We start from the raw sequence: 14,043 nt of genomic DNA, 5'->3' as shown, positions 1-14,043 counted from the left end.
GCACCGCGTCTGTCCGTCACGCCGGGTCCCTAACCCATGAAATCTGAGAGCGCATAAGCTCGACTGAGGACGACTGAGAAAAGCATTCAAATTCATCACCAGGACCTTAGTGTGGCTCCTCCCCACCGGAAACATTCATGCTCTCGGCCGTGATGTATTCTGCCTCGTCGGAACACAGCCACGCGACCGCATTTGCCGTGTCTTTTGGCAGACCGGGCCGTCCCATCGGTATACGGGCTGTCATCGCCTTCAGATACTCGTCGACGCTCTTTGCACCGACGACTTTCGAGAAATACTCGTTCTGCCATGCGCCGAGCCCCGTCGTGACATGGTTCGGACAGACATTGTTGACGGTGATCTTGTGCGGGCCCAGCTCCACTGCCGCCGAGCGGACGAGACCGACAAGACCGTGTTTCGAACTCGTGTAGGCCTGCGCGTGGGGAAAGCCCGACTTTGCAGCCTGACTGGCAATGTTGATGATACGGCCGCCTCTGCCCTGCTCCACCATCACTTCGGCCGCGGCTTTCACACCGAAAAAGGCACCGGTGAGATTGACGTCGATTACCGCGCGCCAATCATCCTCGGTGACCTCCAGCAGCGGCTTCATGATGTAACCTATACCTGCATTGTTGACCCAGATGTCGAGAGAGCCGTGGGTCTCCTTCGCGTGCTTCGCCAGTGCACGGACTTCTTCGAGGGAACGGACATCACAGGTCTTGGTCGAAGCCTGCACGCCCTTCTTCCGAATTTCCTCGGCAATCGCCTCCATTTCGTCCGTTGTCCCGATATGCTCTGTGCCCGTGGCTGAGTCCCGGGACTGTCCAACATCAGAAATGACGATTGCGCAGCCGTCTTCGGCCAGGCGCAGGGCGATTGCTTCTCCGAGCCCGTTCTTCCGGCCCGAGCCCGTGATCACCGCCGTCTTTCCCGAGAAGCGCCCCATCTCAGCGAACCGGTTCGGTCAGGATGAAGAAAACATCGTCGACCATACTCTGGAATTCGCTCGCCACCTTCTGCATGGCATCCGTGCCGATTTCATCCCCGAAGGTGTCCATGTCGTTGACGTCGATGATCTCGACATAGGCGTAGGGCGGCTTCGCGTCAGAGCCGAGAAGCCCCACCGACCTGAACGGCTGGAAGCTGTCCACTGACTTCAGCCCATTGACCGTTGGCAGGTCCGTAGCCTTCGCCCAGGCCTCGTAATCGGCGGCGCTCACCCCGTCCTTGAGATTGAACAGAACGACAATTTTTGTGCTCATGGGCAAGCTCCCTTGGGATTGTACTCCAGAAATGATATACCATTTGCCTGAAATGCCCAGACCGCTTGCTGCAATCAGCACGCGTAGCCTGTAGAACCAGGAGACCAACATGGCTCAAAAGGACAAATCCGCCGTCTATGACGGCCCGCCGGACTATCGCGTCGTCGGCCGTCACGGGGTGTATCCGGAGGTCAGTCATGACGAAGCCGCTCGTTTCAATTTTCTCGCGCAGATGAATCGCTACCTGTCGAAGCAGCTGATGCCCGGCGTGGCGGAGGCTTTCGAAGCGCGCGTCCGACCGGCGTTTGAAGCAGCTGAAGGTCGTGAGTTCGCCAACCGCCATGAGGTCCGAAAGGCGCTGGCGAAAGACCCGGCCTGGCAGTGGTGGTCGGCTCTTCGCAGGGCGACCATGGAATCGCGCCAACAGGCGGGCCGCTGGACCACAATCCGGCAGGCAGAGGAACTGGCGGACAAGGTCCGTGAGCTGACGGAAGGCGACGACCGTCTCGAACTCGATCCCTGCTTCGAGCAGCCTCGCTCCACCGCTGCGATCGACCATCACTGTATGCCCGGTAGCTATTACACGGAACTGTTCCCCGGCGACGTGTCCGGCGCGGCGAACTACGATATCGGCATTTTTGCGACGACCGGCGGCATGCTGGGCAGGTTCAACGATGGAGGCGGAGTTGCGGTGGCCCAGTGGGTGAAGCAGAACCTGCCCGACTTTGCCCCGAAACGTATCCTCGACCTGGGCTGCGGTCTCGGCCACAACGTCCTCCCGATCGCGGCGGCTTTCCCGGATGCAGAGGTGATCGGTATCGACGCTGGTGCCCCGATGCTTCGCTACGGGCTTGCCCGCGCCAAGAGCATGGGCATCGAGAATGTCCGCTTCATACAGGGAGATGTTTCACGGCTCGATCGATTCGAGGACGAGAGCTTCGACTGGATCCAGTCGACCATGTTCCTCCACGAAACATCTTACAAACTGATGCCGATGATCTTCAGGGAAACCAGACGTCTACTGAGACCCGGAGGCATTGTCCTGCACGTCGAACAGCCTCAGTATACAGAGGACATGTCTCTTTTCGAACAGGCGATGCGGGATTGGGACGCCTTCTACAACAACGAACCGTTCTGGACGAAGATGCACGAGATCGATCTCGACCAGTGGATGGAAGACGCAGGCTTCGGCCACAACACCCTCATCCATGGCGGTGTCGCTGCCGTGGTGGATCCGGAAGTCTTCCCAGAAGCCGCCAAGGATGAAGGCCAGGAGGACTACGGGCGAAAGGCCGCATGGCACGTCATCGGCGCACGGAAGGCTGCATGATGGCAGAAAAGCTCGATCCTCTCGCCCTCGCGGGGGCCAAGGCCAAGGGCAAGCGTCCATGGTTTCTCGATAACACCGACGCTGAGCGGGTCCTGAACATCACTCTCGTCCTGATGCAGGAGGTCGCGGTTATGCGAGAGCGTCTCGATACCATCGAACGCCTTCTCGAACGTGACGGCAACATCACGCGCGAAGCCATCGAGGCCTTTGAACCCAGCAAGCAAGAGGCCGACGAACGAGGCCTCTGGCAGCAGGAGTTTATCGCCCGATGTCTTCGCATCCTGCAACAGGACCGTGAAGCTCTGACCGAAGGCAAGGAGGCCTCGAGCGAAGAGGTTGCCGAGGAGTTCGCCGAAGGCGGCTAAAAGCTCGGCTCTTCCGGAGGTTCTTTCACCACGAACAGTGCGTCCGGAAGCGGCGTGCCGACCTCGTAATCCGTCCACACCGCTTCATTGGACTTCACCCCGTCATAGAATAGCCGAACCCGCCCTGCCTGGACCCAGTCGCTTCCAGGTTTGGAGAAAAACTCCGAATACCGTCTTTCATGCCAACCTTTAGGCGTGTCGAAGCCGACATAGACAATCGCGCTGTCCGCCTGCCTGATCCCGAAGAGCGTTTCGCCACCGGAAGGGTCGGTCAGCGCTACCATGAATGTCGGATTGCCATCGATGAGACGGTCGGCTTTGCGTTTCTGCGACCATCCCTCATCGAGCGCATTCCGGATCGCTCCGAAACCGAAGTTCGCGCCCCACATAGCGTTCGCCGACTGATCCGCCACCAGACCTTTTTCGTTATAGGTCCGATGGCCATCGAAGGTCAGAAGCATCGCGAGGGAGCCATTCGACCACGCTTCGATCCTGACTTTGCCATCTGCAGTATGCGCATCGGTTTTCTGCTCGGGGAACTGCCGCCACATGGCGTAGCGGTCCCATAGGGTCTCCCCACCGGCCTCATCGCGGATAATGTTATAGCCCGTGAGTCTCAATGTCCGAGGATGCACGAACAGCTCACCGCCGGCGGCATCCTGCGCTCGTTCAATGATCTCCCGACCGGAAAGCTCGATCTCTGCCTGTACGGCAGCAGGCATGGTTGCCCTGTCTTCCAGGGCCGGCGGCGCCATGATGGCGATCAGTAGGCCGATCATGCGGGCTCCTCCACCACCATCACATGCGCATCGCAAAGCGGCTGCCGCGCCGACTTCAATGCTTCGTACTCTGGTGAATTCCAGAATTTCATGATCGCCGCCTTGTCCGGCCATCTCGAAATGACGGCGCTCGCGCCGTCGAACAGTCCACCTTCCAGGCTTTCGACACCAGGTGCCCGCAGCACATACTCGCCGCCGTAGTTTTCGATCAGCTCGGCCGTCGGCTTGGCATAATTTCGAAAGAACCTCTCACGGTCATGCACTGCGGCAAAGACGATCATATAGGCGGCCATGGCATCGTTCCTGTTCGCTTCTCGGATTAAATGGTATACCTTTTATCGGAGAACCCAAGAGCCGTTGAAAGAGCCAGCATGAAACTTCTGCGCGCCGCGACCCTTACCGTGAGCGATCTCGAACGCTCGACAGGCCTCTACGCCAAGTATTTCGATTATTCGGTCGTCGAGCGCGGCCAGGTGCCAGATGACCTCGCCAAGAGCTGGGACGCGCCCAAAAGCGCAGGTCTCGACTATGCCATCATGCAGCCGAGCTCCGGCGCAGAGATCTATCTCCGCTTCATCGAGCAGCCACCCGTCGAGGGTTTCAAGGCGCTTGTCACTCATGGCTGGAACGCGATCGAGATCTGCGTGCAGGACGTCCTCGCCGCGAATGAGCGGATGCTCGACAGCCCCTTTGAGATCATCGGCCCGCCCCGAGAGATAGAAGGCCTGCCTGCAATTCATCCGATGCAGGTGAAGGGCCCCGACGAGGAGATCGTCTACCTGACCCAGATCAAGGATGACCTTCCCGCCTTCGATCTTCCGCGTGCGTCGACGCTCATCGACAAGCTCTTCATCCTCGTGATGGGATGCAGCGACCTCGATGAAGGTCTCGACTGGATGGCCAAGCATGCGGGCGTCAGCTTCGGTCGCGACATGGAGATCGTCTACACAATGCTGGCCAAGGCTTACGGAACCGACGAGGCGGAGCTTCATCGGATCGCAACGATGGTCCATGAGCGGGACGTCTTCCTCGAGCTCGACCAGTATCCGCCGGCGGCGACACAGCGCCCGCGCCATGACGGGATGCTCGTCCCAGGCTGCGCCATCGGCACGATGTGGAACCCTGATTTCCGTAGCCTCGAAGGGCCGTGGATCACCGAACCGACCGTGCGTCCCGGCCCGATCTACAAGGATAGCCTCGCAGGCACGATGAAAGGCCCTGATGGCACGCTCGTCGAAATCGTGGCAGGCGACGCATGAAGCTTGTCACGCCCCGCCACGCCATCGATCATAAGCCGCAGGCAAACGATTTCGCTGTGATCGAAGCAGAGGCTCCGTCTTGCCCACCCGGCGGTGTCCTCGCCCGTGTGATCCATGTCTCTCTCGACCCCTACATTGGTTCAGCCCTTCGGGGCAGGCACATGGGGCATACGCCTCCCGTCCCCATGAAAGATCCGGTCAACGCCGCTGTGGTCGCGCAGGTCATCAAGAGCGACACCGAAAAGGTCGCAGCAGGAGATTATATCTATTCGATGGATGGCGCCTGGGCCGAGACCATTGCTCTGAATGCTGAAGACATTCGGAAGGTTTCGCCAGAGGATGCTCCGCTCTCCGCCTATCTCGGTGTTCTCGGTATGCCTGGACTGACGGCCTGGGCGGGCGTCACGCAGCTGGCAGAGGTCGGCAAAGGGGACGTTTTCCTCGTCGATGCTGCGGCTGGTCCCGTTGGCGGCACGGCTGGCCAGATTGCCCGTATCAAGGGTGCTTCCAGCGTCGTCGGAATTGCCGGGGGGCCTGAGAAATGCGGCATCGTGAAAGAAACCTACGGCTTCGATACCTGCGTCGATTACAAGGATGCGGACTGGCGGGACGCACTCGCTGAAGCCCTGCCCGGCGGTTTGACCGCTTTCTTCGAAAACGTCAGTGCAGACATGGCCATGATCGCTCTGTCGCACGCCCGGCCCTATGCCCGCGGCATTCTCTGCGGCCTTGTTGACGCCTATCACAGCGAGGAGCAGAGCCAGCACCCGATCAATGCCGGCATGATCATCGGAAAGCGCGCGAAGCTGATGGGCCTCGTCGTCTATGACTTCTATCCGCGCTGGGACGAATTCATCGCCGAGGCGTCCGCCTGGATCCGTGAGGGCAGGCTCCGTTTTCAGGAGGACCGCGCGAATGGGCTCGACGCTCTTCCCTCCCACTTCGAAAGGCTGATGAACGGCGAGAACCAAGGCAAGGCCCTCGTCCAGATCGCACCGGAGAAACTGTGATGCCCCGCTCCCGGAAGGCCTACACTGACGGTAGGTACGGTCAGATCCACTACCGCTTCGCCGGAGAGAAAACGGACCGACTCCCCCTCTTCTGCCTCCACCAGAGTCCCAAAAACTCTCTCGAGTTCGAGACTTTTCTGCTCGAAGCCTCCCGCGATCGGTTGACCGTCGCTGGCGACTATCCCGGCTATGGCATGTCCGACGCTCCGCCTTCGGAGGAACAAGCTTCGGTCGAACTCTACGCCGAGAGCATGTGGAAGGTCGCTGACGCAATGGCGCTCGATCGGATCGACGTCTTCGGCAACCACACTGGCTCGAAGGTGGCCATCGAAATGGCGAAGCAACAGCCCGCCCGTGTGCGCGGCATCGCGATGGTGTCCGCGGCAATCCTCACCGAGGAGGAACGCGCGCAGTTCGCTGATTTCTTCACGCCAATTCCGCTGGACAGAGAGGGCACGAGGATCAAGGAAAACTGGCGCCGTATCGTCGCCTCGGCAGGTCCGGCCTGGTCGCTTGAGCACATGGACCGTAGCTTTCTCCAGACCCAGATGGCCGGAGAGGCCTATGAATGGGGCCACACAGCAGCCTTCGCCTACAACGCGCCGTTCACGGAGGGCCTCGAGCAGCTCCCTCATCGCAAGATCATCCTCAATCCCGCGGACGACCTGCAGGTCTGCACGAGACGGGCCAGGGAAATGATGACGAATGGCGAGATCATCGAGCTGCCGGACTGGACCTACGGCTTCCTCGACGTCCATGCGAAGGAAGTCGCCGACCTCCTCCTGCCCAAACTCGATGCTGCCTGATCAGTCCACGGTATAGCGGTACTTGCCGAGCGCCAGCAGCGGTAGCGTCGAACAGAACAGGACGATTGCCGCCGTGGTCAGCGTGAATTCCCAGTCGTGACCCGGCAGGATTCCGGTGTCGATGCCAAAGAAATGGATCCCGCGGCCATCGGCGATATCCGTCATGATCGTTGGGCCAAGCCCCGCGCCCAGCGCGAAAAACCCGTACAAGGCACCATAGATCGCCGAGTAGGCCTTCATCCCGAAATACTTGGAGACGATGTAGGCCATGAAATCGTATTCCACGCCAGCACCGAACCCGATCATCAGAATAGCGATCGTCGCGCTTCCCGCGTCAAGGCCCGGCTGGGACAGAAGCCATAGCGCCAACGCGGGTGACGCAAGGAACATGAATGCCACCCCCGGCGCCCAGAACCTGTCGATGAGGAACCCGCCGATCATCCGTCCCGCGAACACCGCCAGGCCCGTCAGGGTGGCAAGACCGACCGCCTCGTCCATGCCGAACCGGCTTGCCGTGAGGATACGTTCGATGTTCGGGATCACGGCGCCGACCGCGTAGGAAATCGGAACGAAGCAGAAAGCCAGCAGCCAGAAACGCCAGGTCTTCAGCGCCTGCGGCAGCGTCAGCCCCTCGAGGACCACTGGCCCGCTCTCATCCACCTCCGGCGGAGCTTTCCTGATGTCGAGCAGCAGCATCATGCCGACGGGTAGGAGCGCCAGGGCACAGAACCCGTAAGCCATCAGGTATTCCAGCCGCAGCCCATTCGCCTCGGCCAATGGGATCACCTGGCGCAGCACGATGAAGATCAGCGCCAATGTCCCAGCCAGCGAAATACTCAGGATGGGCAGCTTGAACCTGGTGATCGCAGCATCCCGCGCAGGTGTATCATTGATATCCCGCAGCCCGAGCCAACAGACCGGCAGCGCGATCACCAGCGGTAACAGGCCGAGAAGGACGTAGGCTGAGCGCCAGCCTGAGCCGCCGAAAAAATGAAGTTCCTCGTTGCTTACGACATACTGGGCGAAGAATTTCGCGAGCGCACCGAAGACACCCGTGGCTATCAAGGCGATGCCGAGCGCGATGCCGCGGTTCGCCTTGAACCAGTTCGCCACGGGGCGGGTAAAGGTGATAGGCAGAGTCCCCGCTCCAGCAAACGCCAGCACCACCCATAAAAGGATGTAGAGAGACTTCGAGCCTGTATTGAGGCTGAGGGCCATCATGGCCAGGCTGAACGTCACGATCGACGTTAGCGCCACCGTCCTTGCACCGAACTTCTCGGTCAGGATGCCGATAATGGGCGAAGCGGCAAAGGCACCGAACGTGTAGATCGCCAAGGCGTTCAGGATATCACCGGGTGCCCATCCTAGCGGCCCGAACTCTCCGAGCAGGGGCGGGATGAAAACACCGATCGTGTAAAAAGGCAGAGGCGAAAGACCCAGCCCGACCCCAACCGCGGCTGCGGCGAGAACCGGCCAACCGCGTCCAAACTCCGTCTCTCGTGCCATAGGCGACCTCCCGGTAGGACCCGGCCCGCCGGTACGGGGCCGCTAGCTTTTTTGGTATATCAATTCACTTCCGCGGCGATGGCAAGAGGGCACGCCCCTCCCCGAAGGAAGAAGCGTGCCCGAGCCCTGAGGGGGAGGGCTGAGGGGGGACGTCAGAACCGGTAACGCAGCTCGACGCCATATTGCGGGCCACGGCGCAGCGTCCCAAAGAATGCGCGTGGCGGCGAGGTCGACGCGCCCGTAGGCGCTGTGTTGATATTGGCGAAGAAGTACGGGTTCTGCAGCCAACGGGTCGCCATCACGATCGAGTCCTCGTCATTGATGTTCTGACCATAAGCACTGAGCGTCCAGTTCTCGTGATCGAAACCGATCCGCCCACCGAGGATTGTGGCATCCCCGGTCTCGGCACGGTTATGAACCTGCACGAATTTCGAACTCTCGTAAGTGACATCGAGTGATGCAAAGAAATTCGAACCCATGGGCCCGACGTTGGGCGAATCGTACCGCAAGAAGCCCGAGGCCTGGTGCTTCGACGTCAGAGGGAACTGCCGCCCTTCGATGGAACAGCTTGCAGGTCCTGAACCCGGGAAGTCCGCCGTGAAATCCGTACCCGTTTGGTTGGCCGGGTCATTGAGGATACCGCCACCCGAGGTGATGATCCACTCATCGGGGTCGCAGCCCTTGGTGAATTCGCTGTCGACATAGGCGTAGTTGACAGCCGTCGAAAACCACTCGTTGAGATTGCCGGCGACTTCGATCTCGAAGCCGAATATCTCGCCAGAACCCTGATTCGTGGCAATCGAGTTAAGGGCACCCGACGGCGTCGCGAGTGCGGTTGTCAGCTGGACGTCCGTTGCATCGGTGAAGAACAGGGCGCTGGTCATGTTCAGGCCAGCGATGAGAGGCGTTTTGATACCGATCTCGTAGTTCTTCGACTCTTCCTGCCGATAGTCCGGATTGCCGACCTCGGCCCCTTCGGCGCCATTGAGACCACCGGGTTTCACGCCCTCAGCATACAGCGCGTACACTACGCCGCCATTGGGCAGGTCGTAATCCAGTGTCACCCGTGGGGTGAAGGCATCGAACTCGGCTTCCCCGATCGGAGAATTGCTGTCTGTCTTCGTTTCTTCCGCGTAGCGCCCTTCGACGGTCAGCGAGAGGTTGTCGGTGATGTCGTACTCGACAAAGGCAAAGATCGCCTGGTTTTCGATCCCGCGATCGCCTTGAAAGTTCGCCGGATCGTTCCCTTCGATATCGCTGAAGGTGATATCGAAGTCCTTGATTTCCTGCTCATAGTAATAGAGCCCGAGAAGCCAGCGCAACCTTTGGTCGGTCGGCGATGAGAGCTTGAGTTCAAGGCTGTAGTCTTCGACCTCGTCTCTCGTGGTGTTGGCAAAGAAAGGCTCCGCTTGCGGACCGAAAATGAACCAATTGACCGGCGAGTGGTCCGAATCATAGCCCTGCTTCAGCTCCTCATCACGATAGCCTGCGAGGAACTTGAGATTATAGCCGCCGCCAAGCTCCAGTTCGTTGATCCAGCTGATGAGCTTCTGCTTGCGATCGATGCCGTCGAACGCCGTTCCATCAGCGAGCCCATAGATGGGTACGAAGCTCGTCCCCTCTAATGCACCCGGAATGACGTTCGGAATACCGTCCGCATCCGGACCGGTGTTCAATGCCACCTGGCCGGGCTCGATCACACCACAGTAATACTGGTTCTGGTTGGTGTAAGCCGGACGCGGAAACGGCACGCCTTGGTAGCCAGGCACGTAGTAGATCGACGACAGCGACCGGTAGCCCGGCTCGCAATTGTTTTCCGAAGCGTCCTGCAGGAAAATCGGCAGCGGGCCGTCCTTGTCACTGTTGTAGTTATAGCGGAGCCGCGAGTTGAAGTTCTCCGTGGGCTCCCAATCGAGAACAGCACCCACGCTGAAGGTCTCTTCCTGACCGACCAGCTCGCCCGTGACCTCGTTCCGGAACTCTCCGCCATACTCGTAGGAGCGGACAGTCAAACGGCCGTTCAAGGTCGGAAGAATCGGCCCGGCAAACGACGCCGCTGCGTCAATCGTGTCATTGCTTCCCGCACGGAGGGTGAAAGAGCCTGATGGCTCATCTGTACCGCCGCGGGTGATGAAGTTGATGGCACCGGCATAGGTATTCCGGCCATAGAGCGCCGACTGCGGACCTTTGACGACCTCGACCCGCTCGAGTTCATTGGGGTCGAGGTTCTGGATCGAGCCTGCGTAATAAACGCCGTCAACGAAATAGGCCGTACCTGATTCAACACCAAACTGGACGCCTGCAAGAACATTCGACTGTCCGCGGATCACGGGACGTTCCGTAGCCCGCCCAAACGCCTTGGAGAATGAGAGACCAGGGGTAAACCGGGCCACGTCGTCAATGTTGAGGAGCTGGAGGTTTTCGATCGCGTCACGATCGAACGCGCTCACCGCGACAGGCGCTTCGAGAATCGTCTCGTCTTTCCTCCGCGCTGTGACGGTGATGACGTCGTCCTCTTCGATACCGTCTTCGACATCGTCCGTCTGCGCATGAGCCGATGTCATGACCCACGCTATTGCTGACGCCGCTGCACCTGCGAACAACGCCGCTTGATTCGTTTTGTTGACCATTCTGCACCTCCCTTATGCCGATAGCTCTCGACACGCCCGACAAAAGATATATCATTTGAGCATCCGTCGGATCGGGCGATGATGCAAGGGCGGATTGTCGCGGAAACTGCAAATCGACAAATTAATGCTGCAGTTAGACCACACTCACGGAAAGGCAGAAAAGATGTCGGGCGATATCACCTCCAACGAACTCAAAAGGATCATGCCGCTGCTCGCACGACACGAAGGTGTGTGGGAAGGCACTTACCGTTACTACAATCGAGATGGGAATCTGATCGACGAGCACGCTTCACGATTGATCTGTCGATTCCCCGAAAAGGGTCACCCTTACCATCAGACGAATCATTACAAATGGCCAGAGGGTCGCCGCGAGGTCCGTGATTTCCCCGCAACTGTAAAGGATGGCCGCCTTTTCTGGGACAACGAGTTCATCAATGGTTGGGCATGCGATGTGGACTTGGACGACTTCCACCGGACGACCATGCTGAACTGGACCCGCACCGGCGAGCCAGACCTCTATCTCTACGAGATGATCCAGCTTTCCGATGACGGAAAGTCCCGTGCACGGGTGTGGCAGTGGTTCAAGGCTGACCGCCTATTCCAGCGAACCCTTGTCGACGAACACTTCGTCACGAAGGACTGGCAATCATACGAAGGCAAGGAGTTCTGACGAACCCCTCAACCTCCGGAGGGGTCAGTCCCCTCCCCGCCTCGGCGGCTCGATCGAACCCTCCTTGACACGCTTGTAGTATTCCCAGCTCGTCATGTTTTCCCGATCGTCCCCTCGCCGGGGAGGCCGCGCATAGTCGGGATAGTGAGTCGCGATCTGTTCTTTCATGGTGTCGCTGAGCTCGTCGAAACTCGAGAGCTTGCGCCCGGCTGTATGCATGTAGATGATCCCCTCGCGGCCATTCATCTTCATCCAGGGAAGCCAGTCCGCAATGCGCGACCATCCTACCGTCACCTTCGCAGACGGAAGATCAGGGTCGAGAAGATCATCTGTTCGCCCGAAGAAGTTGAACAGCTCTGTCGCGTGGTAGGTCCCCCCGACCTCTTGCTGAAACGCACCACCAAGTGGGTTGGGATACCAAAGCGGAAAAGTCGAACGGTACCACCAGGTCCCGTCGGGGCCGATCTCGCCAGCCCAGGAGGTCGGCTGCCCCCCGCGTCCGGTCTCGTACATCTCGAAGTTGACCGGGTCGTTCGCGACGTGCAGCACCTCGACAGTCTCGCCCGTCCACGGATTGTCCCAGGTCGTGAGGACCTCGTTCGTTTCCGGGTCCTTGTACAGAAGGATCTCACGCGACACGAGTGCGAAGCCCTGGCCCAATTCCCGGTCGCGGGTCCGGGAGCAAGCGCGTATGTTCATGCCTTCGACGTTGAACAGCTTGCGATCGCGCTCGCCCTGCTTCCGCGAATAGGCGACGCCGTGCCACCAGTAGATCGCTGGCTCGTTCTCCTTGAGCGAGCACTGGATTTTCCGCATGATCTTGAGCGTGTCTTGAGGGTCACCGGGGTCAAGACGGTCCTGCGCCTGCGCGGCGCCTAGTGATGCGATGGCAGCTGCGCCTGCCAGAAGGATCGAACGGATCACTTTTTTCCTCCTCCCCTAAAGGGTATATCTTTTACACCGTCGCACGCATCAGCCTGCTTCGGCAACGCTTTTGTCAGCAATCACCGGCCGCGATCCCGCCGCCGTAAACAACCAGAGCGCAAGGAATCCTGCCCCCCACGGGACCGTACGCGCCCAAACAGCGCCCGGTCCCGAGGGCAGCACGAATTCATAGGCAAGGCTCAGCCCGAAACCGATCAAGAGAGCCGCCAGCACGCCGCCGGGCTTCGGCGTGCAGCCGAAGGCGCGGGCGATGACCACGGGACCAAAACTCGCCCCTAAAGCCGTCCAGGCGAAAAGCGTCCGGGCAAAGATCGTCGAGGGGAGCGCTAGCGTCAGCACCACAGCGGCTGCACAGACCACCACGATCGCCAGCCGGGAAACGAGCACTTCTCGCCCTCCGAATAGCTTTGCCAAGCCGAGATCGTGACTGACCGCTGCGCCAACCACCAGCAACTGGCTGTCCACCGTCGACATGATCGCCGAGAGCGTGGCTGCGATGATGACGCCGGCGAAGATTGGTGGGAGCAGCTCTGACGCTGCCTGAAAGAACACCCCCTCCGCCGGAACACCCCCTCCGAAAAGAGCCCGCGCCGAGAGGCCGAGAACAGCCATGCCGGAATAAACGAGGGCCCCCCAGCCAATCGCGATTCCGGCACCGGTGATGCGTGCCTTGCGACTGCGACTCGCCATGATCCACGCAGCAAGATGCGGTTGACCGAGCGCGCCAAAGCCCGTGGCGAACAGACCGACCACGAAGCCGAACGCCGCAAAAGCTGTCCGCCCTCCGAAGGTGCTGGCGTAAGTCTCAGGCGCATCCGCGAAGGCAGACTCCCATCCGGCAAATCCTCCGGCCGCGAGAAAAGTCACCGCAGGGAGCAAGACCGCAACGAATGCTATAAGCAGTCCCTGAAGAGTGTCGATCAGCGAGACGGCAACAAAGCCACCGAGAAACGTGTAAAGAAGAATGATCGTAGCACCGAGCAGCACCCCATTGGTGAGTCCGCTGCCAAACAAGCCGTCGAACGCCGTCCCTGCTCCCTGGAACTGCGAGGCGACATAGTATGCGAAGCAGAAGACGATCATCAGGCTTGCAGCCCCTCTGATCCATCGCTCGACAGGACCGGAGCCTGCTGCAAGAAAGTCCGTCAGTGTCAGGAAACCCCGCTCTCGGCTTTCCTCCTGCAGCACCCTCCCCGCTCCAAGCCAGACCGCCGCATATCCGACAAGAATTCCCGGCACCATCCAAAGCGCAGAAGGTCCCGCGCTATAAACAAAGCCCGAAAACCCTAGAAGGACCCACGCGCTCGACGTTGAGGCAGCGTAGGCCAGACCCGCTACCAGAGGCCCCAGCGACCTGTCGCCGAGAAAGAAATCAGCATTTGTCGTCGCGCGCTGCGCCGCCCAGACTCCTATGCCAAACAGAATGGTCGCATAGCCGATCAGGGTGAGAAGCGCCCAAGACGTCTCTGAACTGAGCATCATGC

At 59.8% G+C, this 14,043-nt stretch carries 14 protein-coding genes; 6 read left to right on the top strand and 8 right to left on the bottom strand.

Annotation, left to right across the window (positions count from 1 at the left end; translation table 11 throughout):
• Nucleotides 1-106 precede the first annotated feature (106 nt).
• Together IE053_RS01800 and IE053_RS01795 are read right to left on the bottom strand one after the other, a co-directional pair.
• Nucleotides 107-943 carry an SDR family NAD(P)-dependent oxidoreductase gene (locus IE053_RS01800; RefSeq protein ID WP_189570882.1) on the bottom strand — a complete coding sequence of 279 codons (837 nt, stop codon included), beginning with the start codon at nt 941-943 and terminating at the stop codon, nt 107-109.
• Nucleotide 944: 1 nt separating this feature from the next.
• Nucleotides 945-1,259, bottom strand: a complete 315-nt coding sequence (locus IE053_RS01795; protein ID WP_189570880.1) for a RedY/HapK family protein — start codon at nt 1,257-1,259, stop codon at nt 945-947.
• A 109-nt stretch (nt 1,260-1,368) separates the two neighbouring features.
• Between IE053_RS01795 and IE053_RS01790 the strand changes: the two genes are divergently transcribed.
• Nucleotides 1,369-2,589 carry a class I SAM-dependent methyltransferase gene (locus IE053_RS01790; RefSeq protein ID WP_189570878.1) on the top strand — a complete coding sequence of 407 codons (1,221 nt, stop codon included), beginning with the start codon at nt 1,369-1,371 and terminating at the stop codon, nt 2,587-2,589.
• Entirely contained in the window at nt 2,586-2,954 is a 369-nt protein-coding gene (locus IE053_RS01785; protein ID WP_229786018.1) for a hypothetical protein, read from the top strand. The genes IE053_RS01790 and IE053_RS01785 overlap by 4 nt, the downstream gene beginning before the upstream one ends.
• Here IE053_RS01785 and IE053_RS01780 read toward each other — a convergent pair.
• Together IE053_RS01780 and IE053_RS01775 are read right to left on the bottom strand one after the other, a co-directional pair.
• Nucleotides 2,951-3,733, bottom strand: a complete 783-nt coding sequence (locus tag IE053_RS01780) for a hypothetical protein (protein ID WP_189570876.1) — start codon at nt 3,731-3,733, stop codon at nt 2,951-2,953. The two genes, IE053_RS01785 and IE053_RS01780, sit on opposite strands and share 4 nt — an antisense overlap.
• Nucleotides 3,730-4,026, bottom strand: coding sequence for a DUF1330 domain-containing protein (locus IE053_RS01775; RefSeq protein ID WP_189570874.1), 297 nt, complete (start codon nt 4,024-4,026; stop codon nt 3,730-3,732). Before IE053_RS01775 ends, IE053_RS01780 begins: the two co-directional genes overlap by 4 nt.
• 78 nt (nt 4,027-4,104) lie before the next feature.
• On the opposite strand from IE053_RS01775, the gene IE053_RS01770 reads away from it, so the two are divergent.
• From IE053_RS01770 to IE053_RS01760, 3 genes are read left to right on the top strand one after another with little or no spacing between them, the layout of a single operon-like run.
• Nucleotides 4,105-4,992, top strand: coding sequence for a VOC family protein (locus tag IE053_RS01770; protein WP_189570873.1), 888 nt, complete (start codon nt 4,105-4,107; stop codon nt 4,990-4,992).
• Nucleotides 4,989-6,002, top strand: a complete 1,014-nt coding sequence (locus IE053_RS01765; protein ID WP_189570871.1) for an MDR family NADP-dependent oxidoreductase — start codon at nt 4,989-4,991, stop codon at nt 6,000-6,002. Before IE053_RS01770 ends, IE053_RS01765 begins: the two co-directional genes overlap by 4 nt.
• A complete protein-coding gene (locus tag IE053_RS01760) occupies nt 6,002-6,808 on the top strand; it encodes an alpha/beta fold hydrolase (RefSeq protein WP_189570869.1) in 807 nt (268 codons plus the stop codon). The genes IE053_RS01765 and IE053_RS01760 overlap by 1 nt, the downstream gene beginning before the upstream one ends.
• Here the strand turns inward: IE053_RS01760 and IE053_RS01755 are convergent, their stop codons facing one another.
• Nucleotides 6,809-8,314: an MFS transporter gene (locus tag IE053_RS01755; protein ID WP_189570867.1), complete on the bottom strand. Its 1,506-nt coding sequence runs from the start codon at nt 8,312-8,314 to the stop codon at nt 6,809-6,811.
• A 152-nt stretch (nt 8,315-8,466) separates the two neighbouring features.
• Nucleotides 8,467-10,878 carry a TonB-dependent receptor gene (locus IE053_RS01750; RefSeq protein ID WP_189570865.1) on the bottom strand — a complete coding sequence of 804 codons (2,412 nt, stop codon included), beginning with the start codon at nt 10,876-10,878 and terminating at the stop codon, nt 8,467-8,469.
• Nucleotides 10,879-11,107: 229 nt separating this feature from the next.
• Here IE053_RS01750 and IE053_RS01745 point away from each other — a divergent pair, with 229 nt between their 5' ends.
• Nucleotides 11,108-11,614: a DUF3598 domain-containing protein gene (locus IE053_RS01745; protein WP_189570862.1), complete on the top strand. Its 507-nt coding sequence runs from the start codon at nt 11,108-11,110 to the stop codon at nt 11,612-11,614.
• Between the two features lie 24 nt (nt 11,615-11,638).
• Here IE053_RS01745 and IE053_RS01740 read toward each other — a convergent pair whose 3' ends face one another.
• Nucleotides 11,639-12,538 (bottom strand): DUF1838 family protein, encoded by a 900-nt coding sequence (locus IE053_RS01740; protein WP_229786017.1) that lies wholly within the window; start codon nt 12,536-12,538, stop codon nt 11,639-11,641.
• Between the two features lie 48 nt (nt 12,539-12,586).
• On the bottom strand, nt 12,587-14,041 hold the full coding sequence (locus IE053_RS01735; RefSeq protein WP_229786016.1) for a sodium/proline symporter: 1,455 nt from the start codon (nt 14,039-14,041) through the stop codon (nt 12,587-12,589).
• Between the last annotated feature and the right edge of the window lie 2 nt (nt 14,042-14,043).

The organism is Parvularcula lutaonensis, assembly GCF_014651915.1.
In the GTDB taxonomy this organism is placed as follows: domain Bacteria; phylum Pseudomonadota; class Alphaproteobacteria; order Caulobacterales; family Parvularculaceae; genus Parvularcula; species Parvularcula lutaonensis.
The sequence above is the reverse complement of the archived record's forward strand: the minus strand, read 5'-3'. Positions and strand labels throughout refer to the sequence as shown.

Coding starts and splice junctions, on each gene's coding strand:
- IE053_RS01795 (WP_189570880.1), bottom strand. CDS start 1,259: ATGAGCACAAAAATTGTCGTTCTGTTCAATCTCAAGGACGGGGTGAGC.
- IE053_RS01770 (WP_189570873.1), top strand. CDS start 4,105: ATGAAACTTCTGCGCGCCGCGACCCTTACCGTGAGCGATCTCGAACGC.
- IE053_RS01745 (WP_189570862.1), top strand. CDS start 11,108: ATGTCGGGCGATATCACCTCCAACGAACTCAAAAGGATCATGCCGCTG.
- IE053_RS01765 (WP_189570871.1), top strand. CDS start 4,989: ATGAAGCTTGTCACGCCCCGCCACGCCATCGATCATAAGCCGCAGGCA.
- IE053_RS01750 (WP_189570865.1), bottom strand. CDS start 10,878: ATGACATCGGCTCATGCGCAGACGGACGATGTCGAAGACGGTATCGAA.
- IE053_RS01790 (WP_189570878.1), top strand. CDS start 1,369: ATGGCTCAAAAGGACAAATCCGCCGTCTATGACGGCCCGCCGGACTAT.
- IE053_RS01775 (WP_189570874.1), bottom strand. CDS start 4,026: ATGGCCGCCTATATGATCGTCTTTGCCGCAGTGCATGACCGTGAGAGG.
- IE053_RS01785 (WP_229786018.1), top strand. CDS start 2,586: ATGATGGCAGAAAAGCTCGATCCTCTCGCCCTCGCGGGGGCCAAGGCC.
- IE053_RS01755 (WP_189570867.1), bottom strand. CDS start 8,314: ATGGCACGAGAGACGGAGTTTGGACGCGGTTGGCCGGTTCTCGCCGCA.
- IE053_RS01760 (WP_189570869.1), top strand. CDS start 6,002: ATGCCCCGCTCCCGGAAGGCCTACACTGACGGTAGGTACGGTCAGATC.
- IE053_RS01735 (WP_229786016.1), bottom strand. CDS start 14,041: ATGATGCTCAGTTCAGAGACGTCTTGGGCGCTTCTCACCCTGATCGGC.
- IE053_RS01800 (WP_189570882.1), bottom strand. CDS start 943: ATGGGGCGCTTCTCGGGAAAGACGGCGGTGATCACGGGCTCGGGCCGG.
- IE053_RS01780 (WP_189570876.1), bottom strand. CDS start 3,733: ATGATCGGCCTACTGATCGCCATCATGGCGCCGCCGGCCCTGGAAGAC.